24 protein-coding genes are annotated in these 19,257 nt (G+C 46.5%); 19 read left to right on the forward strand and 5 right to left on the reverse strand.

The window, feature by feature from the left end; genetic code table 11:
* Window positions 1–64: 64 nt before the first annotated feature.
* Window positions 65–991 carry a heme A synthase CtaA gene (ctaA, locus tag AADZ70_RS03400; protein ID WP_045927177.1) on the reverse strand — a complete coding sequence of 309 codons (927 nt, stop codon included), beginning with the start codon at window positions 989–991 and terminating at the stop codon, window positions 65–67.
* Window positions 992–1,334: 343 nt separating this feature from the next.
* On the opposite strand from ctaA, the gene cyoE reads away from it, so the two are divergent.
* The 6 genes from cyoE (at window position 1,335) to ctaG (ending at window position 7,307) form a co-directional block, all read left to right on the forward strand.
* Window positions 1,335–2,252: a heme o synthase gene (gene cyoE, locus AADZ70_RS03405; protein WP_045927178.1), complete on the forward strand. Its 918-nt coding sequence runs from the start codon at window positions 1,335–1,337 to the stop codon at window positions 2,250–2,252.
* A gap of 217 nt (window positions 2,253–2,469) precedes the next feature.
* Window positions 2,470–3,540 carry a cytochrome c oxidase subunit II gene (gene coxB, locus AADZ70_RS03410; RefSeq protein ID WP_016936233.1) on the forward strand — a complete coding sequence of 357 codons (1,071 nt, stop codon included), beginning with the start codon at window positions 2,470–2,472 and terminating at the stop codon, window positions 3,538–3,540.
* A 31-nt stretch (window positions 3,541–3,571) separates the two neighbouring features.
* Window positions 3,572–5,440 carry a cytochrome c oxidase subunit I gene (ctaD, locus tag AADZ70_RS03415; RefSeq protein WP_045927179.1) on the forward strand — a complete coding sequence of 623 codons (1,869 nt, stop codon included), beginning with the start codon at window positions 3,572–3,574 and terminating at the stop codon, window positions 5,438–5,440.
* Window positions 5,440–6,063 carry a cytochrome c oxidase subunit III gene (ctaE, locus tag AADZ70_RS03420; RefSeq protein ID WP_013352146.1) on the forward strand — a complete coding sequence of 208 codons (624 nt, stop codon included), beginning with the start codon at window positions 5,440–5,442 and terminating at the stop codon, window positions 6,061–6,063. Before ctaD ends, ctaE begins: the two co-directional genes overlap by 1 nt.
* Before the next feature lie 2 nt (window positions 6,064–6,065).
* Window positions 6,066–6,398 carry a cytochrome c oxidase subunit IVB gene (ctaF, locus tag AADZ70_RS03425; RefSeq protein ID WP_007409686.1) on the forward strand — a complete coding sequence of 111 codons (333 nt, stop codon included), beginning with the start codon at window positions 6,066–6,068 and terminating at the stop codon, window positions 6,396–6,398.
* 24 nt (window positions 6,399–6,422) lie between these two features.
* Complete coding sequence (ctaG, locus tag AADZ70_RS03430) at window positions 6,423–7,307, forward strand: cytochrome c oxidase assembly factor CtaG (protein WP_016936231.1); 885 nt, start codon at window positions 6,423–6,425, stop codon at window positions 7,305–7,307.
* A gap of 33 nt (window positions 7,308–7,340) precedes the next feature.
* Here ctaG and AADZ70_RS03435 read toward each other — a convergent pair whose 3' ends face one another.
* A complete protein-coding gene (locus AADZ70_RS03435; RefSeq protein ID WP_016936230.1) occupies window positions 7,341–7,700 on the reverse strand; it encodes a YugN family protein in 360 nt (119 codons plus the stop codon).
* Between the two features lie 140 nt (window positions 7,701–7,840).
* Here AADZ70_RS03435 and AADZ70_RS03440 point away from each other — a divergent pair, with 140 nt between their 5' ends.
* The 8 genes from AADZ70_RS03440 (at window position 7,841) to coaD (ending at window position 12,439) form a co-directional block, all read left to right on the forward strand.
* Window positions 7,841–8,284, forward strand: coding sequence for a CBS domain-containing protein (locus AADZ70_RS03440; RefSeq protein ID WP_016936229.1), 444 nt, complete (start codon window positions 7,841–7,843; stop codon window positions 8,282–8,284).
* An 83-nt stretch (window positions 8,285–8,367) separates the two neighbouring features.
* On the forward strand, window positions 8,368–9,408 hold the full coding sequence (locus AADZ70_RS03445) for a CAP domain-containing protein (RefSeq protein ID WP_016936228.1): 1,041 nt from the start codon (window positions 8,368–8,370) through the stop codon (window positions 9,406–9,408).
* A gap of 174 nt (window positions 9,409–9,582) precedes the next feature.
* Window positions 9,583–9,993 carry a YlbD family protein gene (locus tag AADZ70_RS03450; protein ID WP_342007726.1) on the forward strand — a complete coding sequence of 137 codons (411 nt, stop codon included), beginning with the start codon at window positions 9,583–9,585 and terminating at the stop codon, window positions 9,991–9,993.
* 15 nt (window positions 9,994–10,008) lie between these two features.
* Window positions 10,009–10,248 (forward strand): YlbE-like family protein, encoded by a 240-nt coding sequence (locus AADZ70_RS03455; RefSeq protein WP_099744272.1) that lies wholly within the window; start codon window positions 10,009–10,011, stop codon window positions 10,246–10,248.
* Between the two features lie 71 nt (window positions 10,249–10,319).
* Window positions 10,320–10,769, forward strand: coding sequence for a YlbF family regulator (locus AADZ70_RS03460; protein ID WP_016936226.1), 450 nt, complete (start codon window positions 10,320–10,322; stop codon window positions 10,767–10,769).
* Window positions 10,770–10,826: 57 nt separating this feature from the next.
* A complete protein-coding gene (locus AADZ70_RS03465; protein ID WP_016936225.1) occupies window positions 10,827–11,099 on the forward strand; it encodes a YlbG family protein in 273 nt (90 codons plus the stop codon).
* A 298-nt stretch (window positions 11,100–11,397) separates the two neighbouring features.
* Window positions 11,398–11,952 carry a 16S rRNA (guanine(966)-N(2))-methyltransferase RsmD gene (gene rsmD / locus AADZ70_RS03470; RefSeq protein WP_016936223.1) on the forward strand — a complete coding sequence of 185 codons (555 nt, stop codon included), beginning with the start codon at window positions 11,398–11,400 and terminating at the stop codon, window positions 11,950–11,952.
* Between the two features lie 4 nt (window positions 11,953–11,956).
* Entirely contained in the window at window positions 11,957–12,439 is a 483-nt protein-coding gene (gene coaD / locus AADZ70_RS03475; protein WP_016936222.1) for a pantetheine-phosphate adenylyltransferase, read from the forward strand.
* A gap of 17 nt (window positions 12,440–12,456) precedes the next feature.
* Here the strand turns inward: coaD and ylbJ are convergent, their stop codons facing one another.
* Window positions 12,457–13,683 (reverse strand): sporulation integral membrane protein YlbJ, encoded by a 1,227-nt coding sequence (gene ylbJ / locus AADZ70_RS03480; protein ID WP_095240758.1) that lies wholly within the window; start codon window positions 13,681–13,683, stop codon window positions 12,457–12,459.
* A gap of 178 nt (window positions 13,684–13,861) precedes the next feature.
* Here ylbJ and AADZ70_RS03485 point away from each other — a divergent pair, with 178 nt between their 5' ends.
* Together AADZ70_RS03485 and AADZ70_RS03490 are read left to right on the forward strand one after the other, a co-directional pair.
* Window positions 13,862–14,641: a patatin family protein gene (locus tag AADZ70_RS03485; RefSeq protein ID WP_014304961.1), complete on the forward strand. Its 780-nt coding sequence runs from the start codon at window positions 13,862–13,864 to the stop codon at window positions 14,639–14,641.
* 5 nt (window positions 14,642–14,646) lie between these two features.
* Window positions 14,647–15,669 carry a SepM family pheromone-processing serine protease gene (locus AADZ70_RS03490; protein ID WP_016936220.1) on the forward strand — a complete coding sequence of 341 codons (1,023 nt, stop codon included), beginning with the start codon at window positions 14,647–14,649 and terminating at the stop codon, window positions 15,667–15,669.
* Window positions 15,670–15,687: 18 nt separating this feature from the next.
* Here AADZ70_RS03490 and AADZ70_RS03495 read toward each other — a convergent pair whose 3' ends face one another.
* Window positions 15,688–16,935: a nucleotidyltransferase gene (locus AADZ70_RS03495; RefSeq protein ID WP_198698823.1), complete on the reverse strand. Its 1,248-nt coding sequence runs from the start codon at window positions 16,933–16,935 to the stop codon at window positions 15,688–15,690.
* 208 nt (window positions 16,936–17,143) lie between these two features.
* On the opposite strand from AADZ70_RS03495, the gene AADZ70_RS03500 reads away from it, so the two are divergent.
* The 3 genes from AADZ70_RS03500 (at window position 17,144) to gerR (ending at window position 18,596) form a co-directional block, all read left to right on the forward strand.
* Complete coding sequence (locus tag AADZ70_RS03500) at window positions 17,144–17,662, forward strand: DUF177 domain-containing protein (RefSeq protein WP_016936218.1); 519 nt, start codon at window positions 17,144–17,146, stop codon at window positions 17,660–17,662.
* A gap of 21 nt (window positions 17,663–17,683) precedes the next feature.
* Window positions 17,684–17,863 (forward strand): 50S ribosomal protein L32, encoded by a 180-nt coding sequence (gene rpmF, locus AADZ70_RS03505; RefSeq protein WP_003154457.1) that lies wholly within the window; start codon window positions 17,684–17,686, stop codon window positions 17,861–17,863.
* A 157-nt stretch (window positions 17,864–18,020) separates the two neighbouring features.
* A complete protein-coding gene (gene gerR, locus AADZ70_RS03510; RefSeq protein WP_016936217.1) occupies window positions 18,021–18,596 on the forward strand; it encodes a sporulation-specific transcriptional regulator GerR in 576 nt (191 codons plus the stop codon).
* Between the two features lie 40 nt (window positions 18,597–18,636).
* On the opposite strand, the gene AADZ70_RS03515 is transcribed toward gerR, so the two are convergent.
* Window positions 18,637–19,119 (reverse strand): N-acetyltransferase, encoded by a 483-nt coding sequence (locus AADZ70_RS03515; protein ID WP_049628423.1) that lies wholly within the window; start codon window positions 19,117–19,119, stop codon window positions 18,637–18,639.
* Window positions 19,120–19,257 lie beyond the last annotated feature (138 nt).

The following is a 19,257-nucleotide window of genomic DNA, read 5'->3' on the forward strand; positions in this document are numbered from 1 at the left end:
GTGCGATCAGGTTTTTTGTATGTAAAAAGACCGAAGCTCTGATGCTTCGGTCTTTTCATGCGCCTCAAATGTTCCGCTGTTTTGATTCATAACGGAAGCGGGCGATTAATAATAAGAAATAGCATAGGACACCGAACAGCCCGGCAATAAAGAGTGAATGGGCAAGTGCAAAACCGGTGGCCATTTCTGAATAAACAACCATGATTCCGGAGAGCGCCTGTAATAAAACAAAGACTAGAGCTGCCGTCCAGCCACCAAGAATCTGTTTTTGGTCTTTGTAGGAGCGCACCGCATGCGTAAAAGCGATAAGGATCCATACGAACAGAAGCAGTGCAGCCGTTCTGTGGCCCATCTGCACCCACTCCTGAAATTGGGACGGAAGCCCGTGGTTCAGTCTGCTGCAAAGCGGAACATCAGGACAGGCAAGGCTTGATTGCGTATGGCGCACATAAGCCCCCGTATAAACGACGATATACGTGTAAATCGAAAGGCCGATCATATGAAACTGCATTTTCCTGCCGATTCTGAGCGGCTTGACGAGCTTTTTGTCTGATTTATCCGCTTCAAATATGAGCAGCGTCAAAATCAGAACAGAAGCGAAAGAAATCAGCGATATGCCGAAATGAAGCGCCATAACGAGCGCATTTGATCCGAAAACAACCGCTAATGCGCCGAGAAGCGCCTGTAAAAATAAAAAGATAATGGACATAATGGCGAGAAAGGTTGTTTCACGGAAAACAGGCGTGACTTTTCTCCATGCCCAAAACGCGAGGCTCAGCACGAGAACGATTGAGACACCGCTTGCGAGTCTGTGGCTCCATTCAATGATAGAAGCGGCATTAAGCTCCGGGAAAAAGCGGCCGTGGCAAAGCGGCCACTGTCTTCCGCATCCTAGACCCGACCCTGTCTTTGTGACAAGAGCGCCGCCGATCAGCACGACGAGCATGACGAATGTCGTCAGCACACCGAGTGCTTTTAAAGCTTTATTCATTTTACATTCACCTTCTTAACAAACTGGACAAAATGATATACGTACCAAGTGTAAGCGAATATGTGTTTTGTGGCAATTCTCAATTCTGTTTGTTCACAAAAATATAATAGAATCAGGACTTCTTAGATAATGGGGTTGATTATTCCAGATGGGTCTGATAGAAATAAAGTAACCGCTTTATTATGCAATCGGCGGATGTGGTAAAATTCATAAAACGTTCACAAATAAATTCCTGTTTCTCGTTTAATATTTAAGAGGATGTTTTTTTACAGGTCATTATCTTGTATGATAGAGTTGCAGGTCTTAAAAAACCTGCTTTAGGTTTGTAAGGGAGGTTTACGTTATGGCTAATTCCAGAATTTTAAACGATACAGCTATAGACGGACAGATTGAAGAGACGACGGCATGGAAGGATTTCCTTTCGCTTATTAAAATAGGAATCGTCAATTCGAATTTAATTACGACTTTTACCGGCATGTGGCTTGCGTTACATATATCCGGTCTGAGTTTTTTAGGCAATTTAAACACCGTGCTTCTTACATTAATAGGATCTTCACTGATCATCGCCGGTTCTTGTGCGGTTAATAACTATTATGACCGTGATATTGATCATTTAATGGAACGCACGAAAGTAAGACCGACGGTTACCGGAAAGATTCAGCCGAATCAAGCGCTGTGGTCAGGAATTTTACTCATTGCTTTAGGACTTATCATGCTTTTAATGACCACCGTAATGGCGGCAGTCATCGGTTTTATCGGGGTGTTTACGTACGTTGTTCTTTATACAATGTGGACGAAACGCCGCTATACGATTAATACGGTTGTCGGAAGTGTATCGGGCGCCGTTCCGCCGTTAATCGGCTGGACAGCGGTTGAAGGGCACATCGGTGTTGTCGCATGGGTATTATTCATGATTTTATTCATCTGGCAGATTCCGCACTTTTTAGCGCTTGCGATTAAGAAGACGGAAGATTACAGAGCAGCGAACATTCCGATGCTTCCGGTAGTGCACGGCTTTGAGGTGACGAAAAGACAGATTATCGTCTGGGTCGCATGCCTGCTGCCGCTTCCGTTTTTCCTCGGCAGTCTCGGTCTTCCGCTCGTCATTCTCGGCACTCTGCTGAATATAGGATGGCTTGTTCTCGGATTGATGGGTTTCCGTATGAAAAACATTATGAAGTGGGCAACTCTTATGTTTGTCTATTCGCTTAATTACATGACCATTTATTTCGTAGCAATGGTGGTCTTCACGCTGTTTTAATTGAATAATGAGCTTGTTTGATCGCCAAAACAAACAATGACAACTAGTAAACGCCGCCTTGACCTTTTGTTTAATCAGGCGGCTTTGCTTTTATACATAGATGGAATTTTAAGTAAAAAATCTCATATTTTAAGAAATGAGGAAATGAAGTATTTCAGCTGGAAGCAGATTTACTGCTCGTGCATTTTGTACTGATTCAAAAAAGGGGTTGGGTGAAATGTTAAAGCGTTGGCGTCTTTTATCATTATTAGCCTTAGTGCCGCTTTTATTGAGCGGCTGTGGAAAACCGTTTCTGTCCACACTCAAGCCTGCCGGCGAAGTGGCTGATAAACAGTATGATCTGACGGTGCTCAGCACACTTATCATGGTTGTCGTCGTTGCGGTCGTAGCAGTTATTTTCTTTTACGTCATTGTGAGATTCAGACGGTCGCGTGTAGGGGAAGACACGATACCGAAACAGGTGGAGGGGAACCGTTTTTTAGAAATCACCTGGACCGTTATTCCGATCCTGCTTCTGATTATTCTTGTCATCCCGGTTGTCATCCAGACACTGGCGCTGGCGGATACGTCGCCGATGGATAAGAAAAACCGTAAAGCAGAGGATGCGCTCGTGATTAATGTAAGGGCGAATTTATACTGGTGGGAATTCGAGTATCCTGATTACGGGTTTGTGACCAGTCAGGAGCTGATCGTTCCCACAGATGAACGCGTTTATTTCAAGCTGAAGTCCTCAGATGTGAAACACTCTTTCTGGATTCCGTCAGCCGGGGGGAAAATCGATACGAATACGGATAACGACAATACTTTCTTTCTGACCTTCGATTCTAAACGCAGCAAAGAAGCGGGCAAATATTTCTTCGGGAAATGCGCGGAGCTGTGCGGACCTTCACATGCGCTGATGGATTTCAAAGTGAAACCGCTGCCGTCAAAAGAATTTAAACAATGGACGAAAGCGATGAAAAATTATAAGCATACAACAGATTCCGATTTAGCCGCGCAAGGAGAAGAGCTGTTTAAGGAAAAAAACTGCCTGAGCTGTCATGCGGTTGAGCCTAATGATAAACGGGCTGAAGCGGCAAGAACGGCTCCGAACCTGGCTACCTTCGGCGAACGTGTCAAAGTGGCCGGCATCAAGGATGCGAATAAAGAGAACATAAAAGCTTGGCTGAAAGATCCGGACAGCATTAAACCGGGCAATAAGATGACAGGCACTTATCCGAAGCTTTCGGACTCTGAAACGGATGCGCTGTATGAATATTTAAAAGGGCTGAAAGCGGAGAACAAGTGAGGACAGGGAGATATCAGGGGGGAGGTCGCAAATGATGAATACGCTTACAGGGCAGCAAAGAAAAGGCTCTATGCTTTGGGACTATTTGACGACGGTTGACCATAAGAAAATCGCGATTTTATATATGATCGCCGGGGGATTTTTCTTCGTCGTCGGCGGACTTGAGGCCATGCTTATCAGGATTCAGCTCTTGAGACCGGGAAACGATTTTGTGAATGCGCAGCAGTTTAATGAAATTATGACGATGCACGGCACGACAATGATCTTCCTGGCGGCAATGCCGCTGTTATTCGGGCTGATGAACGCGGTTGTGCCGCTTCAGATCGGGGCGCGTGACGTATCATTTCCATTTCTGAATGCGCTTGGGTTCTGGCTGTTTTTCTTCGGGGGAATCTTCTTGAATCTGAGCTGGTTTTTAGGAGGCGCTCCAGATGCAGGCTGGACGGCGTATGCGTCGCTTGCGCTGAATTCGAAAGGGCACGGCGTTGACTTTTTCGTGCTTGGCCTGCAGATATCAGGCTTAGGGACGCTGATTGCGGGGATCAACTTTCTGGCAACCATTATTAATATGAGGGCGCCAGGTTTGACGTATATGAGACTGCCGCTGTTTACGTGGACGACATTTGTGGCGTCGGCACTCATTTTATTCGCATTTCCTCCGCTCACCGTCGGTTTGGCGCTGATGATGCTGGATCGTCTGTTCGGGACGAATTTCTTTAATCCTGAATTGGGCGGAAATACGATTATCTGGGAGCACTTGTTTTGGATTTTCGGGCATCCGGAAGTATACATTTTAATTCTTCCTGCGTTCGGGATTTTTTCAGAAATCATTCCTGTGTTTGCGAGAAAGCGTCTGTTTGGTTATTCGTCTATGGTTTTTGCGATCGTGCTGATCGGCTTTCTCGGATTCATGGTATGGGTTCACCACATGTTTACGACCGGACTCGGACCGATTGCCAATGCAATATTTGCGGTTGCAACGATGGCGATCGCGGTGCCTACGGGCATTAAGATTTTCAACTGGCTTTTGACGATTTGGGGAGGAAACGTCAAATTCACGACGCCTATGCTGTATGCCGTCGCTTTTATTCCGTCTTTCGTGCTTGGAGGTGTGACGGGTGTCATGCTGGCGGCTGCAGCGGCAGATTATCAGTTCCATGATACGTATTTTGTCGTAGCGCATTTCCACTACGTCATCATCGGCGGCGTTGTGTTCGGCATCCTGGCGGGCGTGCATTTCTGGTGGCCGAAAATGTTCGGGAAGGTGCTTCATGAAACGATGGGGAAAATTTCCTTTGTCTTGTTTTTTATCGGGTTTCATCTTACCTTCTTCATTCAGCATTTCCTCGGCTTGATGGGAATGCCGCGGCGCGTTTACACATATCTGCCCGGCCAGGGGCTTGATACCGGAAACCTGATCAGTTCAATCGGCGCGTTTTTCATGGCGGGCGCGGCTGTATTGCTCGTCGTCAATATTATTTATACTTCTGTAAAAGGGAAATACGTCGGGAATGACCCATGGATGGACGGACGTACACTCGAATGGGCGGTCTCTTCGCCGCCGCCTGAATATAATTTTAAACAGCTTCCGTTTGTGCGGGGACTTGATCCGCTGTGGATTGAAAAGCAGGCCGGAAATGAAGGGATGTCGCCTGCAGAGCCTGTAGAGGACATTCATATGCCGAACGGCTCCATCATGCCGTTTATCATGTCCTTCGGGCTGTTTGTCGCAGCGTTCGGGTTTTTATACCACTCCGACTATTCATGGGGGCTTCCGGTTATCTTTATAGGCCTCGGCATCACATTCTTTACCATGCTGCTTCGGTCCTTGGTCGATGATTACGGCTATCATATTCACAAAGAAGATCTGCCGAATGATGATAAAGGGGTGAAGGCGTAATGCAGCTACAGGAAAAAATGACGGCTGAAACCTTTCCGGCTTCTCCTGAAAAAGCAACGCTTGAAGGGAAAAATAAGTTTTTAGGATTTTGGCTGTTTCTCGGCGGGGAAACGGTTCTGTTCGCCTCGCTTTTTGCGACATTCCTCGCTTTGCGGGAATCTAAAGCGGGCGGGCCGTCAACGGCTGACATGTTCGAGCTGCCGATCGTGTTTATCGCCACGATGCTTCTGTTAACGAGCAGCTTAACGAGTGTGTATGCAATGTATCATATGAAAAATTTCTCCTTTAAAAAAATGCAGGTGTGGCTTTTGATTACCGTTTTATTGGGAGCGGGATTTTTAGGGGTGGAAATTTATGAATTTAAGCATTACACTCATGAGTTCGGCTTTACCATTACTAGCTCTGCGCTCGGCTCGGCGTTTTACACGCTGGTCGGCACACACGGAGCACACGTGGCGTTCGGGTTATTATGGATCAGCGCACTGATGATCCGGAATGCTAAAAGAGGGCTCAGCCTTTATAATGCGCCGAAATATTATGTGGCCAGTCTATATTGGCATTTCATTGATGTCGTGTGGGTCTTTATCTTTACCGTTGTATATTTGATGGGGATGGTGGGATAACGATGGACGATAACAAAAACAGAGGGACTGTCAGTACGGATCTCGAATATCGGAAAAAGAAAAATGCCGAGGAGATGAAATATCAGGTCATCTCCTTCGGTTTGATGATCGGCCTTACGCTTGTCGCGTTTTTGACGGTGGCTGCAGACGGTATTGCCGGATGGTTTACGATGCCGTTTCTTATCCTGCTTGCGGTCATCCAGGTCATCTTTCAGCTGTTTTACTTTATGCATATGAGCCAGAAAGGGCATGAAGCGCCGTCACTATTTCTGTATTCGGGAATATTTGTCGCGTTTATCACCGTGCTTGCATTTGTCACGATTATTTGGTGGTAATCGGGGCGGCGGGGAGTGAGAGATTTGATTAATTTGGAAATGTTCGGGTTTCGCGCCATGTGGAGCCCGTATCTGTTTTGTATAACTGCCGTGATAACAGGTGTTTACTTTTACTGGTGCAGCCGGCATAAAGGACGTGTGTCGGCTAAAGAGAAGGTGCTGTTTGTGCTTTCTGCGCTGTTTTTTTACGCGGCTGCGGGAAGTCCCGTTGATTTATTGGGCCACGTGATGTTCAGCGCTCATATGGTGCAGATGGCGGTTCTGTTTTTAGTCGTGCCGCCGCTCTTGATTTCCGGAATTCCCGGCTGGGCATGGAAAAAACTGATTTTCCGTCCCGTCGTAAAGCGGCTGTTTTCATTTTTTTCACAGCCGCTTATCGCTTTGCTGCTGTTTAACGGCATTTTTTCACTGTATCACATTCCGTTTATATTTGATTTCGTCAAAACGGATTCGCTGTATCACGCGCTGATGAACGGACTCATCTTCGTAACGGCGTTTTTTATGTGGTGGCCGCTTGTGCATCAGGTGGACGGTCTGCCCCGGCTCAGCGGTTTAATGAAGCTTGGGTACATTATGGCGGACGGGATTCTGTTAACGCCGGCGTGTGCGCTCATTATGTTCAGCGGGGCGCCCATGTATGCCACGTACACAGATCCGGCGGCTTGGGCCGAGGCTATGAAGCTTTGTGTCCCTTTAGACTTGGCGGAGAAGATCCCTTTATCCGGTCCGGAGATATTTAACACGCTTCCTCCTCTGGAAGATCAGCAGCTCGGGGCAGTACTGATGAAAATCATACAAGAGATTGTTTACGGAACATATTTGGCTGTCGTCTTTTTTCAGTGGGTCAGAACGGAACGGGAAAAAGATACGCTCTCAGAGCCGCCGTATATCGAGCATACAGTCTCATAAAAAAAGTACAGCATATTCTGCTGTACTTTTTTATTACATTTGCACTGTTTTTAAAGACTCTGCCAATTCAAGCAGTAATGCCTTGCTTTTTGCGACGACATGTTCCGGAAATTCTTCATCGCTGCCGTATTCTACGCCGTGCGGATAATAATGCTTTCCTAAAAGAGGGGCCTTCAGCTGAATCACGGCACGGCTGCCGCCTACATCGCCCTCTTTTGCCGTTCCTTGAATCCGCAGATAAAATGTCCCCTCAGCAACTGAAAACTTTTTGTCGTAAGTCACTCTTTCATAATCCCATTGTCCGGCCAGAATGAGCCCTTTGCTTTCCATCAGATCATTCAAGCGGCTGAGCTCCGCAGTTACCCCTTCAAGACCGCTGTTTTCAAACTTCAAACCTTCCCCCTCCTTTTAAAATTTACCTTTCCTGACAATCATAGTATGAAAGCGTTGCACATTCAATGATTCATACGGTGAAAGTATGCAAAAAGAAAAATTTGACGACAATAGTAGCAGAAAAAAGGAGGAATTCCGCAATGACAAAGATCAATAAGCTCATGACGTCAGACTTGCAATATTGTACAGTATTAGATAATGTATATGAAGCTGCGGTGAAGATGAAAGACGCGGATGTCGGCGCTATTCCGATAGTGGATGAGGACGGAGCGACCCTTGTCGGGATCGTGACAGACAGAGATCTCGTATTACGGGGAATTGCTTCCAAAAAGCCGAACTCTCAAAAAATAACCGACGCAATGACAGAGCGGGTTATCAGTGCAGAAGAAGACGCTTCTGTGGAAGAAGTGCTCCATATGATGGCTGAACATCAGCTCAGAAGAATCCCCGTCACAAGGGATAAAAAACTGGTCGGCATTGTCACGCTCGGCGACCTTTCCTTGGCTGAGCAATCAAATGAGCAAGCAGGCCGGGCGCTGTCTGACATTTCTGAAGACGAAGGGCCGGAAGGGTTTATCCATTAAACATAAATGACGGACGCTGCAAATAGGCTGTACTGTATAAGAAAAACAATAATAGAACGGTTTGATTTCATGGGGGTGAGAGGTTGAAAAATATCGCCAGGGCTCTCGTTATCCTTTTGCTTATTTACGGAGCGTATGTTCTGTTTATACAATATGGATCGGCTCCTCAGAAAAAAACGAATCAGGAGGAGCCTCAGGTTTCCAATGAGGAGGCGAGCGGAAAACGGCTGAAAATACCGTCATCCGGACTGCTTTCTCTCATGGGGAAATCTGCTGCCGATGTGAAAAAGAAACTCGGGGAACCGTCCCGGAAAGATCCTTCTGCCTATGATTATGAATGGTGGGTGTACAACCAGGGGAAAGACCAATATGTACAAGTCGGTATTCTGAATGATAAAGCCGTGACTTTATACGCTTCAGGAAGCGGCATCAACGCAAAACCGTTTAAGATCGGCGAATCGACGGGCGAAGTCTTTAAAACGACGCAGGTTGCTCCGTTTGTCAATGTGACGGATAAGGGTAACACGTACCGGTTTGAGTTTTCTGAAGAAGATATCAATACCCGTCCAACTGTCAAGATCGGCGGTATGTATGTTCAGCTGTACATGGACAAATTTGACGGAAATCTGTCAAGCATCAGGGCATTTGATGCGGAAACGCTAGTAAAACAAAGGCCGTACGAGGTTATGTACAGAGGAAGACTGACAGAACCCGAGCCTGTTTCCGATAAAAAATGGGACAGCATTGAACGGGCGAGCGAACAGCAGATTCTCGATATTACAAATGTCATCCGCGTGAAACACGGACTTGCAAGGCTGAAATGGGACGAAGGCGCTGCAAAAGTGGCATTCGGCCACAGCCAGGACATGAAGGACAACAAGTATTTCTCCCATGTCTCAAAGAAATACGGGACTTTGAAGGACCGCTTGGAAAAAGGCGATGTGAAATACCGTGAGGCCGGTGAAAATATTGCCTACAACTATGTGGACGGTCCGGCGGCAGTGGAGGGCTGGCTGAACAGCGAAGGACACAGAAAAGCGCTGTTAAGTCCTGATTACACCCACCTCGGGGTCGGCGTGGACCGGAAATATTATACGCAAAACTTCATTAAGCCTTGGCAGTAAAAACCGCAGAGGGGCGCAGCCCCCCGCGGTTTTTTTATGTTTTTTCGCGAGCGGGCTCCTGCCGGGAAAAATTATTTTTGCATATACCTGCTTTTTTTCGCAATTTAGGCGAACATTAAGGCGCCTGAACCGATACATTATAGCAGGCAAAACTTTTCAGAGGGGGTGAGAATTGTGGCGAATCAGCAATCACGGCAATCAATCGATGATTTTAAACAATTCGTAAAAAAGCATCCCAAACTGATCCAAAATGTTCGCAAGGAACAAAGAAGCTGGCAGGAAGTCTATGAAAATTGGGTTCTCCTCGGCGAGGACGATTCGATGTGGGACCCTTTTAAAGACGAGGCCGTTCAGCCTGCTTCTGAAGCGGAAACCAAACAGGAACCAGCTGAAAAGAACGATTTCGTTTCAAAAATGGTCACTGCCGTCAAAAAAATGGATATCAACCAAATGAATGAGCAGATCAATAAAATGAGCCAGTCTATTTCATCATTGCAAAGCCTTTTAAGCCAATTTTCGAGCAGCGATACGAAGCAGCCCCGGCAAGGCTCCGGACAACATCCTTTTTCGTTCAGGAAGGATTAAAGAAGGGGATCGTGTATGCGAAAAGAGGTTCAGGAATTCATATCTGCAGATGAGGAACGGAAACAGTTTATACGGCAGCGCCCCGTCTGGTACCGAAGACTCGCGAGAAAGCCGGACGATCTCAATTCATTTCAGCTGGACATGATGAATTTTTATGAAAAAACGATACCGCACCGGGTAAGCCAATTCTCAAACGGGATTCAGATGGCGCAGATGATGATGCAGATGGTTCACGCCATGCGTTCGCAGGATTAAAAAAGCATTTAAACGCCGCATTTTCCAATTGGCAGGTTTCGTGGTAAACTAACAACTGGAGGTGCGTATTAATGTATGCAACAATTGAGTCCGTCCGGCTTCAAAGTGAAGCGGAGCAGCTTGCCGGCATGATTCTGCAGTCTGAGACGGCTGAAAATTACCGTGATTGTTACAAGCGTCTCCATGAAGATGAAGAGGCAGGGCGGATTATTCGTTCTTTTTTGAGCATTAAAGAGCAGTATGAGGATGTGCAGCGCTTTGGCAAATACCATCCTGATTATAGAGAAATTTCCCGCAAAATGAGAGAGTTGAAGCGGGAGCTGGATTTAAATGATAAGGTGGCCGAATTCAAAAAAGCGGAGACTGAGCTTCAGTCGCTGCTTGACGAGATCAGCATCGAACTCGGCACGGCCGTTTCGGAGCATGTAAAAGTTCCGACGGGGAATCCTTATTTTGACGGCCTGTCATCCTGCGGCGGCGGCTGCGGTTCCGGCGGCGGCTGCGGATGCAAAGTTTCCTGACGAGACGGCCGTCTCGTCTTTTACATAAAATGAACAGAGAGTCAGGCGGTGATCATGATGGAAAGCAAGCGCCAAGGCATAATCGTATATCTGCATTCTTTAAAACACAGTAAAATGCTGAGAAAATTCGGCAACGTTCATTATGTTTCCAAGCGGCTGAAATACGCAGTGCTGTATTGCGATATGGGCCAAATCGAAAAAACGATGGAAAAGATTTCTTCTTATTCATATGTGAAGAAAGTAGAGCCTTCATATAAGCCCTTTTTAAAGCTGGAATTTGAATCAAAGCTTGATAAAGCGAAAGAGTACGATTATAAGATCGGCATATAAAAAAATCCCCGCAGAAACCTGCGGGGTCCTTCTATTCCTTAACAAGTTAAGGAGAAGGCAAAGGGAGAGGAGAAACCGGAGGAAGAACTTATGGGGAAACGTAAGTCTTCTCCGCGGTTGGCAACAACATCATTTATTGATGCTGTTACACGTAGTTTTGACAAGAATGTGAGCATGTATACATGATTTCACGCTCATTGTTTGAAAGAATGCTTTATGATAAGATAGGGATTGTTTTTGTACATAACGGCTCAGCCGATGCGAAACATCAAAGTTTTCAGAAAAAGTGGTGTGAAAAATGAGAGTAATTTCCGGTTCAAGAAAAGGACGAGCCTTAAAGGCTGTGCCGGGCACATCAACAAGGCCGACGACGGATAAAGTAAAAGAGTCTATTTTTAATATGATCGGCCCGTATTTTGACGGAGGAACGGGGCTGGATTTGTTTGCGGGGAGCGGCGGTCTTGGAATTGAAGCGCTGTCGCGCGGATTTGACCGCTGTATCTTTGTGGATCGTGATTTCAAAGCCATCCAAACGGTAAAAGCGAATTTAAAAGCGCTGGATCTGCTGTCTTCAACGGAAGTATACCGCAATGATGCAGAGCGGGCCCTCTATGCCGCGGCGAAACGGGAAAAAGGTTTTGACGGAATTTTCTTAGATCCTCCGTATAAGGAACAAAAGCTGAAAGCGCTTATCGAAATGATTGATGAAGAGAACATGCTGAATGAAGGCGGTTTTGTCGTAGCCGAGCATGATAAAGCGGTTGCGCTTCCTGAAGCCGTCGGCACGCTTACTGTAACAAGAAGGGAAATTTACGGGCTTACAGGAGTGACGATATACCGAAATAGGGGGTAATGATGTGGCAAGTATAGCTGTATGTCCCGGAAGTTTTGATCCCGTCACCTACGGACACATGGACATTATCAGGCGGGGAGCAAACGTGTTTGAGCATGTGTACGTATGCGTGCTTAACAATTCTTCAAAGCAGCCGCTGTTTACAGTCGAAGAACGCTGTGAGCTATTGCGGGAAGTGACAAAAGACATACCGAATATTACGGTCGAGACGTCAGGGGGACTGTTGATCGACTACGCGAAAAAAAAGCAGGCGAATGCGATTATCAGGGGGCTCAGAGCTGTTTCTGACTTCGAATATGAGATGCAGGGAACCTCTGTCAACCGCGTGCTTGACGAGTCAATAGAAACCTTTTTTATGATGACGAACAATCAGTACTCTTTTTTAAGTTCAAGCATTGTAAAAGAGGTCGCAAAATATAACGGGCCTGTTTCAGAGTTTGTTCCTCCGGAAGTCGAACAGGCGCTGCAGCAGAAATTTAAAGGATGAGAAGCGCGTTTGGCGTCTCATCCTTTTTTTATCCGTGCTGACAGCCTGTAACAATAAATCAGTGCGTATACGGTGAGGGCAGCCAGGGTTACGGCGGGGCCGGCTTCAACAAGTGTGTTCCATCCGCTGACGGCAGCCGAGGCCGCACTCTGATCGCGGAGCGGAAGGAATACGGACTGGTAAGGTTCGTCCAATGCAAGATAAAGCGGCTTCCATAATAAAAGAATAAAAAGGGCGGCATAAATGCCTTGAAGGATACGCGAAACAAAAAACGGTTTAAAGCGGATGTCTGTTTCCGATAAAATGCCGGCCACTTGGGCCTGTACGGAAAGGCCGCTGAAACCGAGAATAAAACTCACAATCATCGCTTTCGGCAGCAAGGCGGCATCCGCTTCACTGACCAGCTTGCTCCCAAGCGTAATCTCAAACATTCCGCTGATAAGAGGAATGTCCAGACTTACGGGAAGATGGAAGAGCGAAAGAAGCGCGTTCGTAAATACAGAAAGCACATCCATGACTTGTACGATTGATAATAACCGGCTGAAAACCGAAAACAATATAATAAAACCGCCCACCATCAGCAAGGTTTGTACAGAAGACGTGACGGCGTCGCTTAAAATTTTTCCGAGCGGCCGCTTCTCCGAAAGCCGCGCTTTGTGCAGCGCCAGAAATGCTTCTTTCAGTGAAGGAAGAGCGATCGTCTTTTTACCGCTATACGCCGTTTCTTCTTTCCGTCCGTATGAACGCATCGTCAGGCCGACGGCGATGTTTCCGAGATAGTGAGCCGATGCTAAAAGAATGCCGAGAGAGGCGTTATGAAAAAAGCCGACCGCCACAGCCGCGAATATAAATAACGGATTGGATGAATTGGTAAAAGAGACGAGGCGTTCAGCCTCCACTCTGGAGATCTGTTTCTCCTGGCGCAGCCGTGCAGTCAGTTTCGCGCCGGCCGGATTACCTGAAGCCATGCCCATAGCCAGTACAAATCCGCCGACCCCCGGCACTCTGAAAATGGGGCGCATAAAGGGTTCGAGTAAAAGGCCGACAAACCTGACAATGCCGAATCCGATTAAAAGCTCAGATAAAATAAAAAACGGAAGCAGCGAAGGAAAAACTACCTCCCACCACATGGAAAGACCGGTTTTGGAGGCTTCGAATGAGGCCTGCGGGTGTGAAATAACCGTCGCCGTCAAAAAAATAAAAAACAATGAAATCAAAAATGTATGAAACTTAGACAAGTTCATTCTTACCTCCCCGATGCTAAAATTGCACACTGACATTTATATCATGATAAAATATAGAACAGACCTTAAGGACGGCCGGGCAAGTACCTATTTGTCATCCTGTACTAATATACGAGCATAGGGGTTCAATTTAGACCATAGAATTCATGTATAGGATGTCTATAGGGGGTTCGTCGCGTTGGCCAAACCTACAATCGGGTTAGCGTTAGGATCGGGAGGGGCAAGAGGCATTGCCCACCTCGGAGTGTTATCCAGTTTACATAAGCATCAGATTCCAATTGATATGATTGCCGGCAGCAGCATGGGAGCGTTAGTCGGAAGCTTTTATGCGGCCGGGCATGACGTGGCCACGATGAAAAAAGTCGCCAAAGCATTTAAGCGGCGGCTGTATGCGGATTATACGATGCCGCGTCTCGGATTTTTAAAAGGGGACCGCATCAGGCAGCTCGTACATGCGTATACGTACGGCAAGCCGATAGAAGAACTGCGGATCCCGCTCGGCATCGTGGCATGCGACCTCCAGACCGGAGAAAAACTCGTTTTTACAAAAGGCTCCGTATCCGAAGCCGTCCGCGCGAGCATCAGCATACCCGGCGTTTTCGTCCCGCAAAAAATGAACGGGCGCATGTTGGTGGACGGCGCGGTAGTCGACAGAATCCCGGTTTCCGCAGTAAAGGATATGGGCGCTGATATCGTTATCGCCTCTGACGTATCGCGGGTGAAAAAAACGGAAAAAGCGGCACATATTTTTGATGTAATCATGCAAAGTATGGATATACTGCAAAATGAATTGGTCCGTCACCAGACCATTGCCGCAGACGTCATGATCCGCCCTTCTCTTGAATCATTCAGTTCAAGCTCTTTTGCCAACATTGATCATATGATCACAGCGGGCGAAGAAGCCGCAGACCGCATGATCGGCCGGATTAAACAAGAAATAGAGAACTGGGAGGGCTAACTCATATGAAAGCAAAACATTTTCGCTGGGTGTTTATCATCCTGATCTTATTAATCGCTGTTACATTTATTAAGCTTCCGTTTTACATCACACAGCCGGGAGAAGCATCAGAGCTGAGGCCGCTGATTAAGGTGGACGGAGGATATCCTGAAAAAGGAAGCCTTTCCTTGATGACTGTCAAAGTAGGCCCAGCCAATCCGTATACATATCTTTGGGCGAAAGTGCATCCTTACGATGAAATCGTCCCGGATGAAAGCATAAAAGAAGAGGGCGAAACAGATTCAGACTATATGAAGCGCCAGCTGCAGATGATGAAAAGCTCTCAAGAAAACGCGGTCATTGCCGCTTATCAAAAAGCCGGCAAACAGGTAAAATACTCATTTAACGGCATTTACGCCAGCTCAGTCGTTTCCGGCATGCCGGCAAAAGGAAAAATAGAGGTCGGTGATAAAATCATCAGCGCGGACGGAAAGAAATACGAATCCGCTGAAAAGCTGATTGATTATATCAGCAGCAAAAAAGCGGGGGAGAAAGTCACGTTTCACATTGAACGGGACACGAAAGAAAAGACCGTTGACATTGGGCTGAAATCATTCCCGGATGACCCGAAAAGAGCGGGTATCGGTGTCGCGTTATATACGGATCGGAACGTGAAAGTGAAGCCCGATCTTCATTTCAGCATTGAAAACATCGGCGGGCCTTCTGCAGGTCTCATGATGTCTTTAGAAATTTACAACCAGCTGACAAAACCTGACGAAACAAAAGGCTACAATATAGCCGGAACGGGAACAATCGACGTTGACGGCAAAGTCGGGCCGATCGGCGGAATCGATCAGAAAGTCGTCGCCGCAGACAAAGCGGGGAAAGATATTTTCTTTGCGCCGAACCAAAACGGTGCTGAAAACTCTGATTATAAAAATGCGGTAAAAACGGCAAAAGCTATCAAGTCCGATATGAAGATCGTTCCGGTCGACACCATGCAGGACGCACTTGATTATTTGGATAAGCTGAAAGTAAAAAGCACCTGATACAGTCAGGTGCTTTATTTACGCATTCAAAAAACGTTTTTCGTCTTCATCATAGCGGATCGGCGCTTGTGAAAATTCCTTTTTCTCAAACCATGTGCGTTCAGGTTCTTTTATCGGCAGGCTGTAAACCCGTCCCGCCGATATGTCCAGATCCAGAGCGGGATGGGAGAAAGAGGAGAGCTTGCTGACGAGCGGCGCGGTAAGCTCTTTTTTCTTTGCCGACAGGTATGCCTGTCCTTTTTTCGTCATTCCGAGAAGACGGATATAAGGTGCGCTTGCAGGCTTTAAAAGCCGGTGCATGTCTTCTTTCTTCGTCCGTGTCAGAATGTGCGTATTCATCCGCTGCAGCCTCGTCCACGTGTAGCGTTTTGTTTTCAATAGTTCCATCATTTCCTGGTAGGATCGGGCTTGTCTGATGGTGCGCAGAATTCTGTGCTCAAGGCCTTCTTCCACTTCATAGATTCGGCTTAATTCTTCAGCAGACAGAGTGCTGAGACTGTATTTTATATATGAAAAATAGTCTTCCGTGCTATGCCATAATCCGTATGAGTTTCTGTATGCGTCCAGCTCGCGCACAGACGCTTCCGGGAGAAAGCTCTTTGCGGCCTCCGTTCCCTCTTCTATCAGCGCTTTTCTGATGCTTGTGGCGCTGGCTATCCGGCTGTCATCCCCGGGAAGCTCGGCGTCATGATACCCGGAAGCGACCCTGGCTGTCGTATAAGGCTTCATGGCGGAACCGGAGGCATGTATTGCTTTGACATAGTGAAAACCGAGAATATTATTCGGCTTAGACAAATCAAGCATGTCCTGTCCTTTGAATATGTGTGAAAAAGCTTTTGAGGCGGCGGCCGGATAGCTGAGCCCCTTTTTCAGCTCCTCTTTCAGAATCTGGCTGCAGTCAGATTCCTTTCGGCTGAACACTTCAGCGGCTTCAATAAAGGGGTCAATCCGTCCGTTCTCACTGCCGAAAAATAAGCTGCTGCATCCTAATTGGTGAAGAAGTGAAACACTGCCGCGCGCGAATAATTCCGCTTTTTGTACGGCATATATATAAGGGAGCTCAATGACGATATCTACGCCGTTTTCCAGCGCCATTTTTGTCCGGGCCCACTTTGAGACGGCGGCCGGTTCCCCGCGCTGCAAAAAAGGGCCGCTCATTACCGCTGCCGCGACGCTGCTGTCTGTCTTGATTTTTGCTTGTTCCGCATGATAGCGGTGTCCGTTATGAAAGGGATTATATTCAACAACCAGGCCGACTGCTTTCATATTTGTTCCGCCTTTCTTGCTATGTTTTGCTTCGTATGGTACATTTGCAAATGAAGTGCATATTTTCGTCCGTTTCGTTTAGTGTATGATTAGCCTATCCGGCTGTCAACGATTGCATGACGGCGGCATTATGCTGTAAAGAAAAAATATTGACAAAAACATTCTGAAAAGCTATAATCATGTTTGTTGCTTTCCTGAGGTGATACAAATGAAATGGACGATTTATCAGCTTCATCAAATGGCGAAAAAGAGCTTTGAATTTGATGAAACAGTTGAGTTGAATGAGCTGACAAAATTGAATTCTGATATCCGCCGCATTTCTCCCGTCCGGGTGAAGGGCCGCGCGGAGATTGAATCCAAGCAGGTTTCGTTTGACTTTACGATTTCAGGCGAAATGGTTTTGCCGTGCTCAAGAACTTTAGTTGATGTGCCGTATCCATTTACAATCGCGACAAAAGAACTGTTTAGATTTCATAAGACGGATGATATAGAAGATGAGGACGTTCATATTGCTGAAGACGATACCGTCGACTTGACTCCGATCGTAAAAGAAGAGATTCTTTTAGAAATTCCTATGCAAATCTTTTGTGAAACTGAACAAAAAGAAGGGGCCGCTCCCCAAGTGGGAAAGGATTGGCAAGTGATTTCTGAGGAAGAGAAGAAAAATCAGATCGACCCCAGACTTGCGGATCTGAAAAAGCTCTTAACACAAGATGATGAATCTTAACTCTTTAAGGAGGTGGGAATAATGGCTGTACCTTTTAGAAGAACTTCTAAAATGAAAAAAAGATTGCGCCGTACACATTTCAAACTAAATGTACCTGGTATGACAGAATGCCCGTCATGCGGAGAGATGAAATTGTCTCACCGTGTATGTAAAGCATGCGGATCATACAACGGCAAAGACATAAATGTAAAAAGCAATTAATGTATGAAGAAAAGCGCGGGAATTTCGGTTCCTGCGCTTTTCTTTTTTTCTCCCTCCGGCCTGCTGCCGCCGAAAAAAATTGTGAGCGCCAATAGTCTATCTAATCTATCAGCGGCATATGTATGAGGTAAATGAGCAAATATGGAGGGAGATACGATTGACGATTACGAGACAAGATGCGTGGACGCAAGATGAAGATTTGCTGCTGGCCGAGGTGGTGCTCAGGCACATACGGGAAGGCGGGACCCAGCTATCCGCTTTTGAAGAAGTCGGCAGAGCGCTGACGAGAACGGCTGCCGCCTGCGGGTTCAGGTGGAATTCTTACGTCAGGAAACAATATCAGTCAGGGATAGAACTGGCGAAAAAACAGCGGAAGGAATTAAGAAAGCAAATCGGGGTGCATTCCGCCAATCTGCCGGGAACCGTCAAGCAGCCCCCGATCCGCAGGGCGGAAGGAGAAAAAGAGCTGTCCATTGATGATGTGATTTTGTTTCTGCAGCAATTTAAAGAGTCGCCGGCCGCAGCGGATGTGCGTCATGAAAAAGAAAAACTCACAGAACAGCTGACCGCGCTGCAAAAAGAAGTCGAGGATCTGCGTGAGGAAAACGAAAGCTTGAGAAACAAGCTGGAGATGACGGAAGAAGATTACAAAGCGTTAATTGATATTATGGACAGGGCGAGAAGGATGGTCAATTTGAAAGATGATGAAAGAAAATCGGCGCAGAGCCTGTAAAATCAACCGGCCTGAGGGCATTGTCCCGGCCGGTTTTTTATTATGCCGTTTCCCCGGATGTCATTTCACCATCCATATCAGGATGCCAGATGTAAGGGTTTTCTCCTTTGTCACGCGCCATATCATATTTAACGGGCTCGAAATTCATCTTATCCCAGAATTCTGCTGATTTCATGCGTGAATTCGTCCTGATCGGCATTCTGAAGGATTTTGCAAAATCGACAAGCGCTTTGCCGTATCCGTTGTTTTGATAGCCAGGAAGAACCTCAAGCTTCCATAGTTCCAAAAAGTCCTGACGCTGATCAAAATACGGATTCGCACTTCCGCTTACCTGATATAAACTCATTCTCGCCACTAGTTTATCCCCGAAGTAAATCCCGTAAAAAGGCGAGGTGCTGTCATTTTCAATGATATTATCCTGCAGATCTTCAAGCATGGACAGCTCCTGCATCCCGTATTCTTTAAACCTTTTAAATTCTTCGAGTGTCTTAAAGTTGATGAGCAGGCGCTCTATTTTCAACACAAACTCCCCCTTTGTTGTGTTCTATTTATTATTGTAAACGCTTTAATTGAAAATTCCAACTATAATATGTTTGTCTGTCATTTTGTTCAAAACGAAATTGAAGTAATTTGCGGCGGCTTCTGCTATGATAATATGGAA

The organism is Bacillus sp. YBsi01 (assembly GCF_038406745.1).
Classification (GTDB): Bacteria; Bacillota; Bacilli; order Bacillales; family Bacillaceae; genus Bacillus; species Bacillus siamensis.